This window comes from Paraburkholderia gardini, assembly GCF_907164575.1.
Classification (GTDB): Bacteria; Pseudomonadota; Gammaproteobacteria; order Burkholderiales; family Burkholderiaceae; genus Paraburkholderia; species Paraburkholderia gardini.
Window position 1 is genome coordinate 1 of record NZ_CAJQYY010000011.1, and the last position, 17,264, is coordinate 17,264.

Here is a 17,264-nt window from a genome sequence, read left to right on the forward strand (position 1 = left end):
CCTCAAGGACATGCTTTTCGTGATGAAGGAGCTGGCCGGTCTGGACAGCATCGCCACATTGCCGGGTTTCGAGGATGCCGGTCTGCACGACGACATCCTGAGGACGCAACTGCACTTCCTTTCCCTGATCGAGTTCCAGTGAGACTTCCCAGGACAGCACGATAGCGTAGTCGATCGTGGGTGTCGTGTGCATGCCCGGGTTTTCGGGCTCGAATGTGCTCGCCAGATCGGGCATGACAGCCATGTACTCGGCGCCTACTGCAGCCCCGTGGAATCGTGGATCCGACATCGCGTGATCGGATGGAAATTCGACGATCAGGAGACTCGTTCCTCCGGCTGGAAGAATCAGGCCAGCCCGGCGGTTGGTTTAGGCAGTGGGATCGACCGGCTGCGCGCCAAGCGTGGGTGAGGGCGAAGTCGTCCACACGTGGGCGAGCGTATGGTCGGGAATCGACTTGAACACGACCGTCGCCGGCGTTGGGCCATCGGAGAGAAAAACGGAATTGCCTGCATTGTCGCGGCCGGTCACGACACGTCTGATGAGCATGGTCTGGCTCCTGCTGGATTGGGCAACACTACGTGTCCGGCAGCCGCGCCGCGCCGAAGATCGGCGAGCGCGGTTGCCGGCGGAGTGCAGGAACGCGTCAAGGACAAATTACATAGTTGCTGAAACCACCGTTTCGGTTCTCGATGCCACCCAGCGCGACGTTCACGTCGTCCAGTTTGAAGGCGCAATGCTCGAACACGGAGAGATCGACCACGCCCGACTCGACCATGTCGGCCATCTCCTGCCCCTGTCCTGCGGTGAACCATGCCGATCCACTCAATCGTTGATCGTTGTCCATCATGTAGTGCAGGTTGATTGGCACCTCACCGGCCACGGCGCCGATGTTGATCAGATGACCACCGCGGCGCAGCGTCTTCAGCGAGTCGCGCAGCGTCTCGTGAGGTGCACCCGGTCCAAGCGCGTCGATCACGGCGTCGATGCCTTCGCCACCCGTGACTTCCGCCGTCCACTCGACGACAGACCGTTCGCCCAGCGCGATGACCTCGATACGATCCGGCGCGATCGCTTTCACGCGTTGCAGCAGTTCCTTATTGCGTGCCGTGCCGAGGATCTTCTTCGCGCCCATCGCGAGGCCGAACAGCGCGGCGCCGATTCCCAGCGTGCCGCTAATGCCGTTGACGAGAATGGTGCTGCTCGGTCCGACGTTGGCCTTGACGAGTGCGCGATAGGCCGTGCCTAGGTAGCCAAAGCGCGCAGCGGTCTCGTGGCTCAGATTGTCGGGAAGCTTGACGAGGCTGTATTGAGGTGCGGTCATGTATTCGCAGAGACCGCCGTACGGGTAATCGTCGAAGATTGCCTGTGAGCGCTCGCTGAATCCGAAGTAACCGTTGAATGTGTAGTACGGGCAGGCGGTGGTGTCGCCGGACCGGCACGCTCGGCATCCACCGCAGTGCCGTGCCGGATTGACATACACGCGGTCGCCGGCCTTAAAGGCATGCACCTGGCTGCCCACTTCCTCGATGACGCCAGTGGCATCGAGACCGAAGATGGCCGGCAGCTTCGGCAGAGGTAGATGTGGGAACCACTTTTGCCAGTTGCTCAGCACGTTTCCGAGATTGGGCACGATGCCGCATGCCTTGACCTTGACCAGCACGTCGGTGGGACGTGGGGATGGCGTGGGGATCTGCTCGATCACCATTGGCTGGCCAACGTCGTGCATTCGTGCGGCGCGCATTGTCTTCGTCATTTCTGTCTCCTGTCTTTCTGTCTGAAGTTTTTGACTGGTCGCATGAATGTCCGTCCGTGCCAGACGGACCGGCGCGGAGCGCATGCTACCTTTAATGCATGATATCAGTATTTGTGCATAAAATAAATTTTAGGCTGCGCAGGACTATCGCAAGCCGTCGAGCCCCTTGATCTCGCAAGCGGCGAGACCGCCAAGGCGCGCGTGAACGCGGCCGCCGGTCGCCATCGCAAGCGCGAATGCAATTTCGTTGCGGCGTGGGCCATCCCATACCGTCGTCTCGCAGGTACCGTAGTGGCTGCGGACGTAGGATGCCTGGATGTGGCCGAGCGGAATCATCAGGCGAGTGCCTGCGCCGCCGATCGTCTTCGCGGACGGCACCATCGCCTTGGGGTTGCCGAGTGCCTCACGCATCGCCCATCCGCCCGCCTCGTGCCACACGGCGCCGTGCTCGAGTTCGCCGTCTTCGCCGACGATCGCGCCTTTACCGTAGGCCTGCACTTGCGCGGCGCCGCCGAGCTGGTCAACGAGTTGCGCCGACAGCGTGGCTCCCAGTGCCCGGAGTTCGGCCATGAACGGCAACAGATCGGATTCGTATCGGCCTGCATATGGATTTGCGACAATCGCCGTGGCCACCGCGACCTTCAGTGGCTCCTGCAGACGGGCACCACCTTCGTGCCAGACCTCTTCGATGTCCAGCTTGATTTTCCGCACATTTACTAACGACATTGGGTGCTCCGCTTAGTTATGTTGGACGATCCCTGTGCGATCGCTCGCTGCAGGGTCACTTGCATTGTATCTCCGTCGGTGTAATATGCATAAAACAGCATTTTACGCCCAATAAGGAGAAGGTTCAATGAAGCTGATCTCGTATCGCCGTCATGGCAGCCAGGGTTTCGGCGCAGTGGTGAGAGGAAGCGTAATCGATCTGGCGGCGCGGTTCCCGGAGTTTGCCGACCTGGCATCGCTCCTTGCGGACGAGGTCTCGCTGGCCCGCGCGCGCCGGATCGTCGCGGTCGATGCGGTTGACTTTCCGCTGGAAACGGTAGACCTCGCCCCGGTCATCCCGCGTCCGAACAAGGTCATTTGCGTCGGCATCAATTACGTCGCACATGCGGAGGAAGCTGGCCGCACGGTCGGCGCGCACCCGGTCATCTTCCATCGCTACGCGGAAACCCTCGTGGCAGACGGAGAGCCGTTAGTCCGTCCTACCGTGTCGGACAATTTTGATTTCGAGGCGGAACTCGCCGTCGTGATCGGCAAGGGCGGATCGCATATTGCGCCCGAAGATGCGATGAAGCATGTGGCGGGCTATACCTGCTTCAACGATGCAAGCGTGCGGGACTGGCAATTCCACACTCACCAGTACGGTATGGGAAAGAACTTTCGCGGTACCGGGGCGCTCGGTCCGTGGCTTGTCACATCCGATGAAATCCCCGACTATCGCGAACTCACGATCGAAGGCTTGTTGAACGGTGAGACGATGCAAACCGGTAAGCTATCCGAACTGGCTTTCGACGTTCCGGCGCTGATCGCCTACGTGTCGCAGGCACTCGACTGGCAACCCGGCGACATTCTCGCAACGGGCACGCCCAGCGGGATCGGCTTCAAGCGCAAGCCGCCGATTTTCCTGACGCCGGGTGACACGTTTGAGGTCGTGATCCCAGGTGTGGGTTCACTGTCAAACACAGTCGTGGACGAAGTCTGAGCGCTATTCAAATCGAGTCAGGAGACACTCATGGCATCTCTGCCAAAGATTCAATTCACACACTGCGGCATCTTTTGCAGCGACCTCGAGATGATGGTCGACTACTACTGCAAGTCCTTGGGATTCGTCGTAAGCGACAAGGGTGTCGCTTCGACCGGACACCATCTGTACTTCATGACGCAGGACCCCGAGATCCACCATCAACTGGTGCTGTTCGATGGCAAGCCGACGGATCTGCCCTTCAATCCGGTCAATCAACTGTCGTTTCTGCTCGATTCGTTGCAGGATCTGCGGGAGTACTACCGGCGAGCGAAGCGCGCGGGCGTGCAGGGCATTGAGCAGGTCGACCATGGCAACGCATGGTCGATGTATTTCAAGGACCCTGAAGGCAATCCGCTGGAGTTGTACGTGGATAGCCCTTTCTTTACGGCTCAGCCGTGCCACGAGCCGCTGGATCTCGATCTGCCGGTCGAGGAAATCACGCAGCAGACAGAAGCGATGTGTCTGCGCCGGCCTGGATTTCTTTCGCGTGAAGCGTGGATTCAGGAAATGCGCGAGCGAATCGCCGTGCAGCGCACGGCGTTCGACGCCTGATCGTACGAAAGCGTTTGCCGGCCAATGGCATGCAGCGCTTATCTTGCGCACGACGCTGTCCGGCGTGCGATTGGCATCCGGTGAAAGGAAGGGCTTGGTCAATGAAATGCAATCTGATCGGTGGCGAGTGGTGCGCTGGTCCAACCTCTCGCCAGAATATCAACCCGTCGGACATCGACGATATCGTCGGCGAGTACGCGCGGGCTGACGCCGGGCAGACCCGCGACGCAATCGACGCGGCGTACGATGCGCAGAAAAGCTGGGCGGACAGCAGCATCCAGACACGAGCAACGGCTCTGGATCGTGCCGGCTCCGAGCTGCTTTCGAGGCAGGCCGAGCTCGGCGCGCTGCTCTCGAGGGAAGAAGGTAAGACCTTGCTAGAAGGCATCGCGGAAGTCGCGCGGGCGGGCCAGATATTCAAGTTCTTTGCCGCAGAGGCCGTGCGGACGAAAGGAGAGAAGCTGGCGTCGGTCCGGCCGCTGGTGGAGGTCGAGATCACGCGCGAGCCGGTCGGCGTCGTCGGGGTGATCACGCCATGGAACTTTCCGATCGCGATTCCGGCCTGGAAGATCGCGCCGGCGCTCGCGTATGGCAACAGCGTGGTGTTCAAGCCGGCAGACCTAGTGCCGGGTTCGGCACGGGCGCTTGCCGAGATTTTGCACCGCAGCGGTTTCCCGCCGGGCGTATTCAATCTTGTCATGGGCCGTGGCAGTATTGTCGGCAATGAGATGGTTGCCTCGACCAGGGTCGATGCATTGTCGTTCACGGGTTCGGTAGAAACCGGACAGCAATTGCTGGAACAGGGTGCAAGACAGTTCAGGAAGATGCAGCTCGAAATGGGTGGCAAGAATCCACTCGTTGTGCTCGATGATGCCGATCTCGATGTCGCGATCGATTGTGCAGTGCAGGGCGCTTACTACTCGACGGGGCAGCGCTGTACCGCTTCATCGCGCTTCATCGTGCAGAATGGCATCTACGCGCGCTTCGTCGAGCGGATGACTGAGGCGCTCTCGCAATTGCGCGTGGGCCACGCGCTCGACCCGGACACGGACATCGGGCCGGTGGTGGACGAAGAACAGTTGCGGCAGGATGAGGCGTACATCGTGATCGGCAAGAACGAAGGTGCACGGCTGGTCTATGGCGGAACAGCCGTCGCCGGTCGTACTCGCGGGCATTTTCTGGCGCCGGCGCTGTTTGCGGACGCGACCCCGAGGATGCGGATCGCGCGCGAGGAAATCTTCGGACCGGTCGCGTGCGCGATTCCGGTAGCGAGTTACGAGGAAGCGATCGAGGTTGCCAACGACAGCGAGTTCGGTCTCTCCGCCGGGATCTGCACGACCTCGTTGAAGTACGCCACCCACTTCAAGCGGCACATACGTTGCGGCATGGCGATGGTCAACGTTCCGACGGCAGGCGTCGACTATCACGTGCCGTTCGGTGGCGCGAAGGCGTCGAGTTTCGGTCCACGCGAACAGGGCACGTATGCGGCGGAGTTTTTCACCACGGTGAAGACGGCCTATACCAAGGCTTATGGTGAGAGCACCTGATTCAACGAGGCAAAGCAGATGCGTAACGAAGGAGAGGTGGACTTCGATCTAGTGATCGTCGGAATGGGCCCGGTCGGCGCCGTGGCGGCTAATCTCGCAGGACAGCAGGGACTGCGTACGCTGGTGCTCGACAAGTCCTTGTCGATCTATGACAAGCCGCGCGCAATGGGCTTTGATCACGAGATCATGCGCATCCTTGCCAATCTCGGCATTGGCGAGAAGGTCTCATCGTATGTTATGCCCTACCGGCCGTCCGAGTATCGGACGACAGACTCGAGTGTCATCCGTCGCATTGATGCGGCGAAGCCGCCGTTTCTGCTTGGCTGGGCGCCTAACTATGTGTTTATGCAGCCTCAGATCGAAGCGGTGTTGCGCGAGAACGCTGGCCGCTTTTCCTCCGTCACGGTCGAGCTCGGCGCCGAGGTGACGGCGGTCGAGTGCGGTTCCGACGGAGCCTCGGCGACGGTGACGCTTGCGTCGGGCGATGAGCGTGTCTATCGATGCGCTTATGTGCTGGCATGCGACGGCGGAACGAGCCCGATGCGCACCCGGCTCGGGCTCGAGATGGACGATCTCGACTTCGATGAGCCCTGGCTGGTCGTCGACGTTGTCCTCAAGGACGGCTGCGGGGAGAACCTGCCGGAGACGAACGTTCAGTATTGCGAGACTGAACGGCCCGCGACCTTCGTCATCGGAGCGGGACGGATTCGACGTTGGGAATTCATGATCAACACCGACGAGACGCCTACGGCGGTCGCTCAGCCGGACTTCGTCCGACAGCTTCTTTCGCGTTGGCTCCGACCTGACGAGTATGAGATCTGGCGTGCGTCTACCTATCGCTTTCATGCGCTAGTGCTGGGCTCATGGCGTGCGGGCCGGGTGTTTTTCCTGGGCGATGCGGCGCACATGACGCCGCCTTTCCTCGCGCAGGGCATGTGCCAGGGCGTTCGCGACGCAGCGAATCTGCTCTGGAAGCTGGCGCTGGTTCATCGAGGCATAGCAAAACCCGCATTGCTCGACAGCTACGAGCTGGAACGCGCGCCCCACGTCCGGCAGACTACGGTCGTCACCAAGGCGCTCGGCACGCTGATCTGCGAGCGCGATCCGGTTGCCGCGGCACACCGCGACGAACTGTTGCTAAGAGAGATGGCCTTGAACCCCGAGGGCACGGTCCGGCAAACGCTTATCCCCGGACTCAAGGCTGGCTTCCTGTCAGCATCGCCTCACGGTCCGCGCGGCATGCTGTTTCCACAACCTAGCAGGCTGTTGAAAAGCGCCCCGTCATGAGGAGCGAAGCTATGTTCAGGAGGCTTGCGCGTGCAATTTCCCGCTGAATTACCGGTTCGCCGCGCAATCTGCGCGGGGCATGCGCACGCATGCAGCCCTTGTGGCGCGCAGTCTTCGCGCCGTGGCGGCTCATCGCCTTGCTCCTTGCGGCACCACCCCTGGCATTCGCGCCATGCGGGTCAGATTGCTCGCAACCATCGTCAGCTTGAAGTGCTGGTCGACGCGCCGGATGCCACGATAGACCGTCTGCCGGATCCGACCGACCGTTTTACCCCAGCCGAAATGCTCTTCGATTCGTTTGCGGATGATCTGGCTGATCCGGTAGCCCGCATGCCGCGAAGTGCGACCGTCGATTGCGCTGCCGCCCCAACGCTCATCGTTGCGCGCGACATGGGGTGTCACGTTGCGAGCGCGGCAATCGTTCACGAAGTCGCGAGTGTCATACGCCTTATCGGCACCCACTGTCTTCGCATGAACGCTTGGCACGCAATCGAGCAATTGCAACGCGCTGGCCCGCTCGGCGAAACCATCCGCTTGACTGACCACGGCGCCGACCACCAGCCCCGAGCGGTTCTCCATCAGGATGTGCCCGTGGTAGCACAGGATGGCCGGGCTCTTGTGGCTCTTCTTGAACAATCGCGCCTCCGGATCAGTCGTCGACTCGTGTGTCGCATTGCTACGTCGCTCGCCTTTCCAGTCAGTGTCGGCGTTGCGGCCAGCGCCGGCTGGCGGACCATCGTCCGAGCCGTCCTTGCGGCGGAAGCTCTTGTGACTGGCCCACGCCTGGATCAGCGTGCCATCCACCGAAAAATGGTCTCTCGACAGCAAGCCCCGTTTGTCCGCCAGGCTCATGACTTCGGTGAAGAACGCTTCCACGACTTCATGCTCCAGCAAGCGGTCGCGGTTCTTCGAGAACACCGAGTGGTCCCACACGGCGTCCTCAATCGCCAGCCCGACGAACCAGCGGAACAGCAGGTTGTAGCGCATCTGCTCCATCAGCATGCGCTCGCTGCGCACCGAGTAGAACACCTGCAACAGCAGCGCCCGCATCAGCTTCTCGGGCGCAATCGAGGCACGGCCGGTGTCCGCGTAGATGACGCTGAACAGCCCGTTGAGCCGTTTCAACGCCTCATTCACCAGCAACCGGATCGGTCGCAACGGGTGATCCGCCGGAACGAAGTCCTCCAGCTTGACTGTCGTGAACAGGGGTTCCTGCATCTCATCCATTCCGCGCATCGTATCCGCTGCCAAAGATCATGAACACGATATCCATAACGCTCGTCCCTCAAACCCCGTTTACACGGGATCAAAATTCAACAGCCTGCTAGGGTCACCGCGACGACCGGCGATGAACGTTTGCTCGACGACGTCACGGGAACGGTCTTCAGGCTTGTGATTCGTGTCGAACGCGATCTCAACGAGCAACTCATCATCGAGTCGTTGAGGGCATGCCTGTCGTTGCAGGGGCTTCCGATTATCCCGGTGTTGATCGGGCGAGATCTTGTCGACGGTGAATGGCGGGTACATTTCTATCGGGAGATGAACGGCATGCTGGTCGAATGGATGTCGAATCACGACTGTGCAGCGATTATCGTCCGCCCCGACCACTATGTGTTCGGCGGCTGCCGCAAGCTCGAGGACGCTGGTTCCCTCGTCGACGAACTGGCGCAAGCACTGCGCGTCCGAGCCCATTCGACCCGGCGCATCGGGTTGCCGCGCTGACGAGGTAAGTAATTGCAACAGGTGTTTGATGTCAAGAAGCGGACTTTTTCGTACGCGTGCGACGTGAAGTCGCGCCAGTTATTGTCTCAACCCGCAAGGGATAGTGAGACTCGTTGTTCCCTCGACGATAGCCTACCGGGGCGAGCGTGGCTGGTAACGGCCGGGTTCGGAGCCCTCGGAACAATGAAGTCCCTCGCATGAGAAGAGCATGCCGCGAGGCGAGCTCAACTGCTGCCAGCATCAGGCGGCAAGGACGCTAGGCTGGACCGGATGGTCAACACAAGTGAATCGCCGTAACCCTCGTTAAAAAAGAACAAGCCATGCACATGCATATTCAGGGAGACCTTGAGATGAAGACACCGCATCGGCAGACGGGACCAGCCCGCACGCGCAAACTCTGGATTGCCACCGCGCTCGTCGGCGCTTCGCTCGTGGGCGGCGGTGCGCTGTGGGCCGCAGGGCCGGCAACCCTTGCGCAGGGACTGCCTGATCTGCTTGGCAAGGCCCGGCCATCCGTGCCCAAGGGCGCGTTGCAGGTGCAGGACCTGCAGGCCGACCCGAAAGGGTACCGGGGCAACATCGTGGTACGTGGCGTCGTCGCGGTGTCTTCTCCCGACGATCCGAAACTGTTCGGCCTGATCGACTCGCGCGAGGCGAGAGTCTGCCAGGACCTGAGTTGTGCGAAGTACTACCTGCCCACCAAGGTCGCGCAGAGCGATCCGAAGCCATGGGATGAGATCAACGTGTACGGGACGATGGCCGAAGACGCGAGCAGGAACCTGGTCTATCTCGCCGCCACCAGGGTGGAAAACCTGGGCTCCATCAAGAAATGAATCTCGGAATCCTGGTGTGGCGCAACCTGACGCGTCGGCGTGGACGTTTTATCTTCACCCTGGCGAGCACATCGCGCGACAGAACGGACACCTCGGCAACTGGTCAGGGGCACCGTGAAGTTTGAGTTCGTCCAGATACGAGGCGGTATTCACGTGCTTTTCTTCCCGATGGTGCAATGCCAACGGCAGGTGGATTTTTGGATTCTTCACTGCGGTCAATGCTGATGCACCGCCGCTTACTGCGGCTGCGCCCGGCCGCGACGGCCTCCGACAGGCAGGACGTGAAATGCATTCCGCACGAAGCCTTGCGCCCCACGTCATCCACAGTTGCTGCTCATGGCGCCCAAAACCGGCGGTAGCCTATCCTGCAATCACTCATTTTCGTTGCATTTTTTGTCGCCTGGAGTAAACGTTTTGCGTGGAGGTCACGGCTTTCACGCAAATGACAGTTCAGGCCCTGGAGAAGCGCTGCGTAACTCCGTTCGGAGAAATGGTGTAACGGTCGCCGTGAAAGCGCGAACGCCGTGCGCTTAACAGGGCTTAAAAATGCGTTTCCCCGTGCGTCATGCTTTCCCATTTCAGTTCAAGCGACGTGTGAGTGAAATGCGTCACTCATGCGTACTGCGGTGCGTACGTGCATACGCGCTTCGTGCGTGTGGGTTTGCGTCAAGGTGGTCAGATGAGGCGCAAACCGCAGTTTTAGAAATGCACTTCGGGTGGACTAATGAAATGCGTTCCACCTGAGAGCCGGAGAACAGGCGGAAGCGCATCGCCTGCCCGCGGCGGATACAGGACGTGGCCAGCGCAGTGCGTACCGCGAGACGAAAGGAGAGCGTGATGCGCGTGTATGAGATGGCGAACGACCGGTGAGCCTCACGCGTTAAGGGTGTCACAAGGACATGCAAGCTGGTTGTCCTAACGGCGTCGACCTCGCGGCGTCAAGCTTTCTGTGTGCGACGCAAACGCAGTGCGCAACGGCGGCGAGAAGCTCTCCATGGTCAGCGCAGATCGCCTGCGCAATGACGATAATGGCAATGCGTCGGGGCGGAAGCGTTGCGTGTGTACGACACGTGGAAAAAGTGCGTTATTCCCTCGTGTTCCCATGCGTTCCTTGGAGTTCCGACCGTGCCTTGCGGCGCACCAGGACGGCGTTGACAGGTGCGCTGTGCGTGAGCAGGATGGTACGAAGGTGGTGTGTACCGGATGCGTGCTGGAGGTTGCGATGCCTGTTGCCAGGGTCTATCCGAAATCGCAATGGGAGGCGTTGGCCCGGACGCTCGATGAGTTGCCGGAAAAACCGGAGGCCGAACGCGGCCTGAGTGTTCGCGACGCGATGAAAGACATGCGTGGTCATATCCGTACGGCACAGACAAAGGGCTACACGCTTGAGCAGATCGCGGAGCAGGCAAGACAGGCGGGCATCGATATCACGGCTGGAACGATTCGTTACGCGCTGCGTTCTGCGGGAAAGGGAAACAGCGCAGGCAATACGGCACGTCCGGCGACAAAGACGCCTGCACCGGGCACGGTTATGGCACTGCCCCGCACACATGGGATGGGGCAGGGCGGCGCGTCACGCGCGAATAGTCCGCGCACTGAGGGGCATACAGGCGGACGTACCGAGGGGCGCACGGAAGGCCGCAATGAAGCGCGTCCGCATGGGGGAAAAGCAGAAGTCAAACCGCAACCCATGCCGGTGCAAGGTTCGCTCGCATTTGCGATCAGACCCGATACCGACGACCTGTAAAGGACGGCAATGGCAACGACCCTCAACCCCATCTATCTGGTAGGTGGCAGCAAAGGCGGCGTGGGCAAAAGCATCGTTGCGCTGGCGCTGGCCGATCACCTGCAACGGCGCGATGCGAGCCTCGTCCTAGTCGAGACGGATACGTCAAATCCGGATGTCATGAAGGCGGTCCACGGCGAGATCGAATGTGGGGCGTTCGACCTTGACGAGGCAGATGGCTGGATTGGACTCGTCAACTACTGCGATGCGAAGCGCGATGCGGTGGTAATCATCAATACGGCGGCGCGTAATCAGGCGGGCGTGGCGCGCTATGGCGCGACGCTGGCGAGCACACTCGATGAACTGGCGCGGCGGCTGGTCGTGTTCTGGGTCATCAACCGGCAGCGTGACAGTCTGGAACTGCTGCGCGAATTCGGCGCGACGTTTCCCGACGCGACCACGCACGTGGTGCGCAACGCCTACTTCGGCACCGCCGATAAGTTCACGCTCTATCAGGATTCGAACATCCGCAAGGGGATCGAAGCGAAGGGGAATTCACTGGATTTTCCGGACCTTGCGGATCGCGTGGCCGATGACCTGCGAAGCCAGCGGTTGTCCGTGCGCAAGGCAGCCGAGACACTGCCTATCGGGCAGCGGGCGGAACTGCTGCGCTGGCGCGCGCTCTATGACGCAATGTTTGCTGGGGTCATCGCCGATGGCTGATGGACCCTGGAGACCCTCGGGACGCCCGCGACGTTCGACGCGCTCGCGGCGTGCGCGCCCGCCCGATCCGCTTGCGCGCCTTTTCCTCGATGTGTCGGGCGAAGTCCCCAACGACGCGAGCATGGCGCGCATGCGGCGCGTGTCGGCTGCACTGAACCTGCACGATAACGATGCGCTCTGGTCGGTGCTCGCCGTGCTCGAATACTATGCGCGGCTGTACGAGGTGATGCCGGATCGCCTCAGGAAAGTGGGCGAGGGCAGCCTCGACACGATGCGCGCCGAAGCGAGGGAAGCGGCGGATGCGCTAATGGCGCAGCACCGGGATGCACTCGCGCGCTGCAAGGAAACGATACGGCTGGCCGAGCACATGATCCGCGAGCACGAGGAACGATACCGGGCCGCGCTCGCGGGGCTGAACGAGGCCGCGCTCGATGCGCTGGTGGACTGCGCCGCTAACCGGATTGCGCGTGCGGCGGGCAACCGTCTGGTGGGCGCGTTCGCCATCGCGGCACGCGAGCATCGCGTGCGACTTGACGGGGCTGTTGCGGCTTTCGAGCAGGCGACGCAGGAAGCGGGTCGGCAGGCGCAGGTCAGGGCGCAAACGCTGGAGCGCCGGTACTGGCGCGCGCTGCGGGCCATACTCGCGCTCGGGTTGATGGTGCTGCTGGCAAGTGCGGCAGCGATAGCTGTCTGGCTGGCCGTATGGCGGAGTTAGCGAACTGTAATACCGGTAATACTCTGCGACATAGCCGATCTGGCTGCGTGGCCGTCTCGAGTTCGGCGAGTTCCTGCGCATTCTCCCCGACCAGGTCGGCCAGCCGGTATAACAGCTTGCCGCGCTGGCTCGCGCTTAGACCAGCCCATTCGGGCGCGAACAATGCGCGGTCGGCGGCCCCGGACAGGAGTGTTGAAGGAGACCGTATCCACCATCGATATGGCTGTCCGCCTTTTGCAGAGGAATCTATGCTCTCAGCGCTAAAAAGTTGCCACGGAAAATGTTCGCTCCATTCACCGGATGGTTAGCAATGCATTGGGCCAGGGCGCTGCGACGCGTACCGGCCTCAACCGGTATCGCATGCACAGTCCGACACCGACGCTCGTGGCGCGACGACGCAGCTGATTCGTTGGCGTTGTACGGCATGGTTGATGCCCCCAGGTTTGATGGTGATACGACTCGGCTCTGCGGCTTGTCGAATGGCCTCGGCTCTGCCGTGCTGCCCCCGGTGCACAAGCTTAATCAGGCCCAGCTCCCCGACCTCACAGTCATTCACCGCGATGGCACGACCACCGCCGCGAAGAAGGGCGGCGACGACTTGGGATATATCGGACACAAGCACCTGAAAGGCGACAAGGTGGTCGCCTTTCGCGATCGCCGCTGTAACGTGATCGCGCCATTTGTTTCTGCCCCGGGCAACCGCAATGAATCGCCATCTCCACATCCCGATTGCGCTAGAGCGAACCCGGAACCAGTCGTGTGAAAAAACAGCAGATGCGCTGGACCCAGCGCGCATCTGCTACTGCAAACCGGCGTGCAGGTCCTGAACGACGATCTGCAGAAAATCTTCGCTCGCTGGTTTCCGGGAACGAGCGCGGAAGAACCAGCGGCGCTAAAGGAGGCGGCATAGAGGCCTCAGCCCTCAGCGTCCGGCAGCGGCACGTTGATCGCGATACGGATACCCGCGGATGACGAGGCACACCGCCAGGCCGGCGTTTAATTCAACCCTCGGACGCGACTCCATACCCACCGCCGCCAGGCGTCTGAATCACGAAAACATCGCCGGCATTCATCTGCACCTGATGACGCGCGCCGAAGGTTTCGCGCGTGGGCGAACCGGCTCGTTCGACCCAGTTCGCGCCGAGCGCACCCGGCGAGCCACCTGCCATGCCAAACGGTGCCACGCGGCGGCGGTTCGACAGGATGACGGCGGTCATCGGTTCGAGGAAGCGGACGCGCCGCTCGGTGCCGTCGCCGCCTCGCCATTGCCCTTCGCCGCCGCTGCCGTGACGCACGCGGAAATCGTCGAGGCGAACCGGGAAGCGCCATTCGAACACTTCGGGATCGGTGAGCCGCGAGTTGGTCATGTGTGTCTGCACGGCGCTGCAACCCGCGGACGACGCACTCGCTCCGGCGCCGCCGCAAATGGTCTCGTAGTACTGGTACTGATCGTTGCCGAACGTGAAGTTGTTCATCGTGCCCTGGGCGCCGGCCATGACGCCGAGCGCGCCGTAAAGCGCATCGGTCACCACCTGCGACGTTTCGACGTTACCCGCGACTACCGCGGCCGGATAGCGCGGATTGAGCATCGAGCCAGCCGGAATGCGGATGTCGAGCGGCTTCAGACAACCCGCGTTCAGCGGAATGTCATCGTCGACGAGCGTGCGGAACACGTACAGCACGGCGGCCTTGCAGATCGCGGACGGCGCGTTGTAATTGTTCGTCTGCTGCTCGCTCGTGCCGGCGAAATCGATGACGGCCGAACGCGTCTCGCGGTCGATCGACACGGCGACGACAATCTTCGAACCGTCGTCGAGTTCGTATTCGAAGCGCCCGTCCCTGAGCACCGACAGCGTGCGCCGCACGACTTCCTCAGCGTTGTCCTGCACGTGCTGCATGTACGCGCGCACCACGTCGAGTCCGAACTGCCCGCACATGCTGTCGAGTTCCTGCCCGCCCTTGGTGCACGCCGCGACCTGCGCCCGCAGGTCGGCCATGTTCTGTTCGACGTTCCGAACCGGATAACGGCCCGAGGTGAGCAACCCGCGCATTTCGCTTTCGAGAAAGCGGCCCTGTGCGACCAGTTGGACGTTATCGAGCAACACGCCTTCCTGATCGACGTGCGTCGAGTCCGGCGGCATCGAGCCCGGCGAAATCCCGCCGATGTCCGCGTGATGGCCGCGCGCCGCGACATAGAACGTCGGCGCCGAGTGCTCCTCGACGAAGACCGGCATGACCACCGTCACGTCCGGCAGATGCGTGCCACCGCCATACGGCGCGTTGAGCACGTAGACGTCGCCCGGCTGCATGGTGTTCGCGCGGCGCTCGATGATGGTCTGCACGCTCTCGCCCATGGACCCGAGATGAACTGGCATGTGCGGCGCATTGGCGATCAGATTGCCGCCGGCATCGAAGAGCGCGCACGAGAAATCGAGACGCTCCTTGATGTTGACCGAGTACGACGTGTTCGCCAGCGTCACGCCCATCTGCTCGGCAATCGACATGAACAGGTTGTTGAACACTTCAAGCAATACAGGATCGGCTTCGGTGCCGATCGCATGGCGGTTCACGAGCGCGCTCGTGCGGTTGACCACCAGGTGATTGTGCCGGCTGACCTCGACTTGCCAGCCCGGTTCGATCACGGTGGTTCCGGTCTTTTCGCTGACGATGGCCGGACCGTCGATACGGGCGCCGGGCGCGAGCGATTCGCGATCGAACACCGGCGTGTCGTGCCACTCGCCGCCTGAAAACACGCGTGTCATGGCGAGCGGTTCCGGGTTCGCGGAAGCGCCCTCGGCGAGCGGCCAATGTTCGTCCTCGACCTCGTGCGCCTGGCCAATCGCCTCTACGGCGACGGCTTCGATCACAAGCGCCTTGTTCGGCATCAGGAAACCGTAACGGGCGCGGTACAGACGCTCGAACGTCGCCACAATCGCCGCTGCGTCGTTGCTGAATTCGATCTCGAGCGCAGTGTCGGTGCCGTCGTACTTGACGTGAAGCGTGCGGCGCGACGTGATGCAGTCCTTCGCGATGCGCTGCTGCGTGACTTCGCTTTCCGCTGCGGCTTCCAGCGGAGCAAACGCGTTCTCGCAGGCGGCGAGCGACGCGCTGTCGAGCCGCGTTTCGACGGCTTGCTGACGCAGCGCGCGGAAGTCGGCGAGACCCATGCCGTACGCCGACAGCACGCCCGCGAGCGGGTGAATGAACACGCGCGTCATGCCGAGCGCATCCGCGACGAGGCACGCATGCTGACCGCCCGCGCCACCGAAGCAGGCGAGCGTGTATTTCGTCACGTCATAGCCGCGCTGCACCGAGATCTGCTTGATCGCATTCGCCATGTTCTCCACGGCGATTTTCAGAAAGCCTTCGGCGATTTCGGCCGGTGACCGGGCGATATGTGTCGCATCCTCGACCTGCGCCGCAATCTCCGCGAATTTGCGCTGCACGACGGCGCTATCGAGCGGCAAATTGCCCTCGGGACCGAACACATGAGGAAACCATTTCGCGCTGATCTTGCCGGTCATCACGTTGCAATCGGTGACAGTCAGCGGGCCGCCGCGCCGATACGACGCCGGCCCCGGATTCGCGCCGGCGCTCTCGGGACCCACCCGAAAGCGCGCGCCGTCAAAACTGCAGATCGAGCCGCCGCCGGCCGCCACAGTGTGGATTTTCATCATCGGTGCGCGGATGCGAACCCCCGCCACTTCCGTCGCGAACTCGCGCTCGTACTCGCCCGCGTAGTGCGTCACATCGGTCGAGGTGCCGCCCATGTCGAAGCCGATGATCGACTCGAAGCCCGCGAGCTTCGAGACCTGCGCCGCGCCCACGATGCCGCCTGCGGGACCTGACAGGATCGCGTCCTTGCCCTGGAAGCGATGCGCGTCGGTGAGCCCGCCGTTGCTCTGCATGAATTGCAGCGGCACCGCGCCCAAGTCGCTTTCCACTTGCTGAACGTAGTGGCGCAGAATCGGCGACAGATACGCATCCACGACGGTCGTGTCGCCACGCGAGACCAGCTTCATCAGCGGACTGACCTCGTGGCTCACGGAGATTTGCGTGTAGCCGATATCCTGTGCGATTTCCTTGAGCTTGCGTTCGTGTTCGGCGTACCGGTAACCGTGCATCAGCACGATCGCGCAGGAGCGGATGCCGCTCTCATACGCCTGCCGCAACGCCACGTAAGCCTGCTCCGTATCCAGTTCGCGCACCACTTCGCCGCGCGCGCCGATCCGCTCGTCGATTTCCACCACGCGCTGATAAAGCAGCGTCGGCAATTCGATGTTGCGCACGAACAGCTTCGGACGGCTTTGATACGCGATTCGCAAGGCGTCGGCGAAACCCTTCGTGATCGCCAGCACGGTCGGCGCGCCCTTGCGTTCGAGCAGTGCGTTGGTCGCGACCGTCGTGCCCATTCGGACGCTGTCGATCAGATGCGCCGGCACCGGCTCGTGGGCCGCGACGCCCAGCAATTCGCGGATGCCTTGCACCGCCGAATCGCGATATCGCTCGGGATTTTCGGAGAGCACCTTGTGCGTGACGATCTGCCCATCGGGGCGACGTGCGACGATGTCGGTGAAGGTGCCGCCGCGGTCGATCCAGAATTGCCAGCGGCGATCACGCGGCAGCTGGATGTCGGCTTGATGTGTCATCAGAAGATA

The 17,264-nt window shown here is 61.9% G+C and carries 15 protein-coding genes and 3 pseudogenes; 12 read left to right on the forward strand and 6 right to left on the reverse strand.

The genetic code is table 11. The features are described from left to right. Window positions 1-82: pseudogene (locus tag LPA34_RS27075) on the forward strand (acyl-CoA dehydrogenase N-terminal domain-containing protein); the annotation flags it as partial. Between the two features lie 285 nt (window positions 83-367). Here the strand turns inward: LPA34_RS27075 and LPA34_RS10855 are convergent. From LPA34_RS10855 to LPA34_RS10865, 3 genes are all read right to left on the reverse strand, one after another. Then, entirely contained in the window at window positions 368-547 is a 180-nt protein-coding gene (locus LPA34_RS10855; protein WP_228977884.1) for a hypothetical protein, read from the reverse strand. A gap of 97 nt (window positions 548-644) precedes the next feature. Further along, window positions 645-1,706, reverse strand: a complete 1,062-nt coding sequence (locus LPA34_RS10860) for an alcohol dehydrogenase catalytic domain-containing protein (protein WP_228977887.1) — start codon at window positions 1,704-1,706, stop codon at window positions 645-647. A 192-nt stretch (window positions 1,707-1,898) separates the two neighbouring features. Then, window positions 1,899-2,480 carry an amino acid synthesis family protein gene (locus LPA34_RS10865; RefSeq protein WP_228977890.1) on the reverse strand — a complete coding sequence of 194 codons (582 nt, stop codon included), beginning with the start codon at window positions 2,478-2,480 and terminating at the stop codon, window positions 1,899-1,901. A gap of 127 nt (window positions 2,481-2,607) precedes the next feature. On the opposite strand from LPA34_RS10865, the gene LPA34_RS10870 reads away from it, so the two are divergent. The 4 genes from LPA34_RS10870 to LPA34_RS10885 all read left to right on the forward strand — a co-directional run bounded on the left by LPA34_RS10870 (window position 2,608) and on the right by LPA34_RS10885 (window position 6,887). Next, a complete protein-coding gene (locus LPA34_RS10870; RefSeq protein WP_228977892.1) occupies window positions 2,608-3,459 on the forward strand; it encodes a fumarylacetoacetate hydrolase family protein in 852 nt (283 codons plus the stop codon). 30 nt (window positions 3,460-3,489) lie between these two features. Continuing rightward, window positions 3,490-4,053, forward strand: coding sequence for a VOC family protein (locus tag LPA34_RS10875; RefSeq protein WP_228977894.1), 564 nt, complete (start codon window positions 3,490-3,492; stop codon window positions 4,051-4,053). 101 nt (window positions 4,054-4,154) lie between these two features. Next, on the forward strand, window positions 4,155-5,600 hold the full coding sequence (locus tag LPA34_RS10880) for an aldehyde dehydrogenase family protein (protein ID WP_228977896.1): 1,446 nt from the start codon (window positions 4,155-4,157) through the stop codon (window positions 5,598-5,600). A gap of 18 nt (window positions 5,601-5,618) precedes the next feature. Beyond that, window positions 5,619-6,887: a bifunctional 3-(3-hydroxy-phenyl)propionate/3-hydroxycinnamic acid hydroxylase gene (locus LPA34_RS10885; RefSeq protein ID WP_228977899.1), complete on the forward strand. Its 1,269-nt coding sequence runs from the start codon at window positions 5,619-5,621 to the stop codon at window positions 6,885-6,887. 129 nt (window positions 6,888-7,016) lie between these two features. On the opposite strand, the gene LPA34_RS10890 is transcribed toward LPA34_RS10885, so the two are convergent. After that, window positions 7,017-8,123, reverse strand: a complete 1,107-nt coding sequence (locus LPA34_RS10890) for an IS5 family transposase (protein ID WP_411178912.1) — start codon at window positions 8,121-8,123, stop codon at window positions 7,017-7,019. A gap of 120 nt (window positions 8,124-8,243) precedes the next feature. Here LPA34_RS10890 and LPA34_RS10895 point away from each other — a divergent pair, with 120 nt between their 5' ends. The 5 genes from LPA34_RS10895 (at window position 8,244) to LPA34_RS10915 (ending at window position 12,606) form a co-directional block, all read left to right on the forward strand. Beyond that, a complete protein-coding gene (locus LPA34_RS10895) occupies window positions 8,244-8,609 on the forward strand; it encodes a hypothetical protein (protein ID WP_228977905.1) in 366 nt (121 codons plus the stop codon). Window positions 8,610-8,959: 350 nt separating this feature from the next. Continuing rightward, complete coding sequence (locus LPA34_RS10900; protein ID WP_228977907.1) at window positions 8,960-9,442, forward strand: hypothetical protein; 483 nt, start codon at window positions 8,960-8,962, stop codon at window positions 9,440-9,442. Window positions 9,443-10,664: 1,222 nt separating this feature from the next. After that, the gene (locus LPA34_RS10905) at window positions 10,665-11,189 is read left to right on the forward strand and encodes a hypothetical protein (RefSeq protein WP_411178933.1); all 525 of its coding nucleotides are present in this window, start codon (window positions 10,665-10,667) and stop codon (window positions 11,187-11,189) included. Window positions 11,190-11,198: 9 nt separating this feature from the next. Continuing rightward, on the forward strand, window positions 11,199-11,891 hold the full coding sequence (locus tag LPA34_RS10910; protein ID WP_228977912.1) for a nucleotide-binding protein: 693 nt from the start codon (window positions 11,199-11,201) through the stop codon (window positions 11,889-11,891). Beyond that, window positions 11,884-12,606, forward strand: a complete 723-nt coding sequence (locus tag LPA34_RS10915) for a hypothetical protein (protein WP_228977914.1) — start codon at window positions 11,884-11,886, stop codon at window positions 12,604-12,606. Before LPA34_RS10910 ends, LPA34_RS10915 begins: the two co-directional genes overlap by 8 nt. Here the strand turns inward: LPA34_RS10915 and LPA34_RS10920 are convergent. Beyond that, window positions 12,604-12,784 (reverse strand): annotated as a pseudogene (locus tag LPA34_RS10920) (aldehyde dehydrogenase family protein); the annotation flags it as partial. The gene LPA34_RS10915 and the pseudogene LPA34_RS10920 overlap by 3 nt on opposite strands. A 246-nt stretch (window positions 12,785-13,030) precedes the next feature. Between LPA34_RS10920 and LPA34_RS10925 the strand changes: the two are divergent. Together LPA34_RS10925 and LPA34_RS10930 are read left to right on the forward strand one after the other, a co-directional pair. After that, a complete protein-coding gene (locus LPA34_RS10925) occupies window positions 13,031-13,369 on the forward strand; it encodes a hypothetical protein (protein WP_228977915.1) in 339 nt (112 codons plus the stop codon). Beyond that, window positions 13,366-13,516, forward strand: a pseudogene (locus LPA34_RS10930) (ISKra4 family transposase); the annotation flags it as partial. The gene LPA34_RS10925 and the pseudogene LPA34_RS10930, both read left to right, overlap by 4 nt. A 91-nt stretch (window positions 13,517-13,607) precedes the next feature. On the opposite strand, the gene LPA34_RS10935 reads toward LPA34_RS10930, so the two are convergent. Further along, entirely contained in the window at window positions 13,608-17,255 is a 3,648-nt protein-coding gene (locus LPA34_RS10935) for a hydantoinase B/oxoprolinase family protein (RefSeq protein ID WP_228977917.1), read from the reverse strand. Window positions 17,256-17,264: the final 9 nt, after the last annotated feature.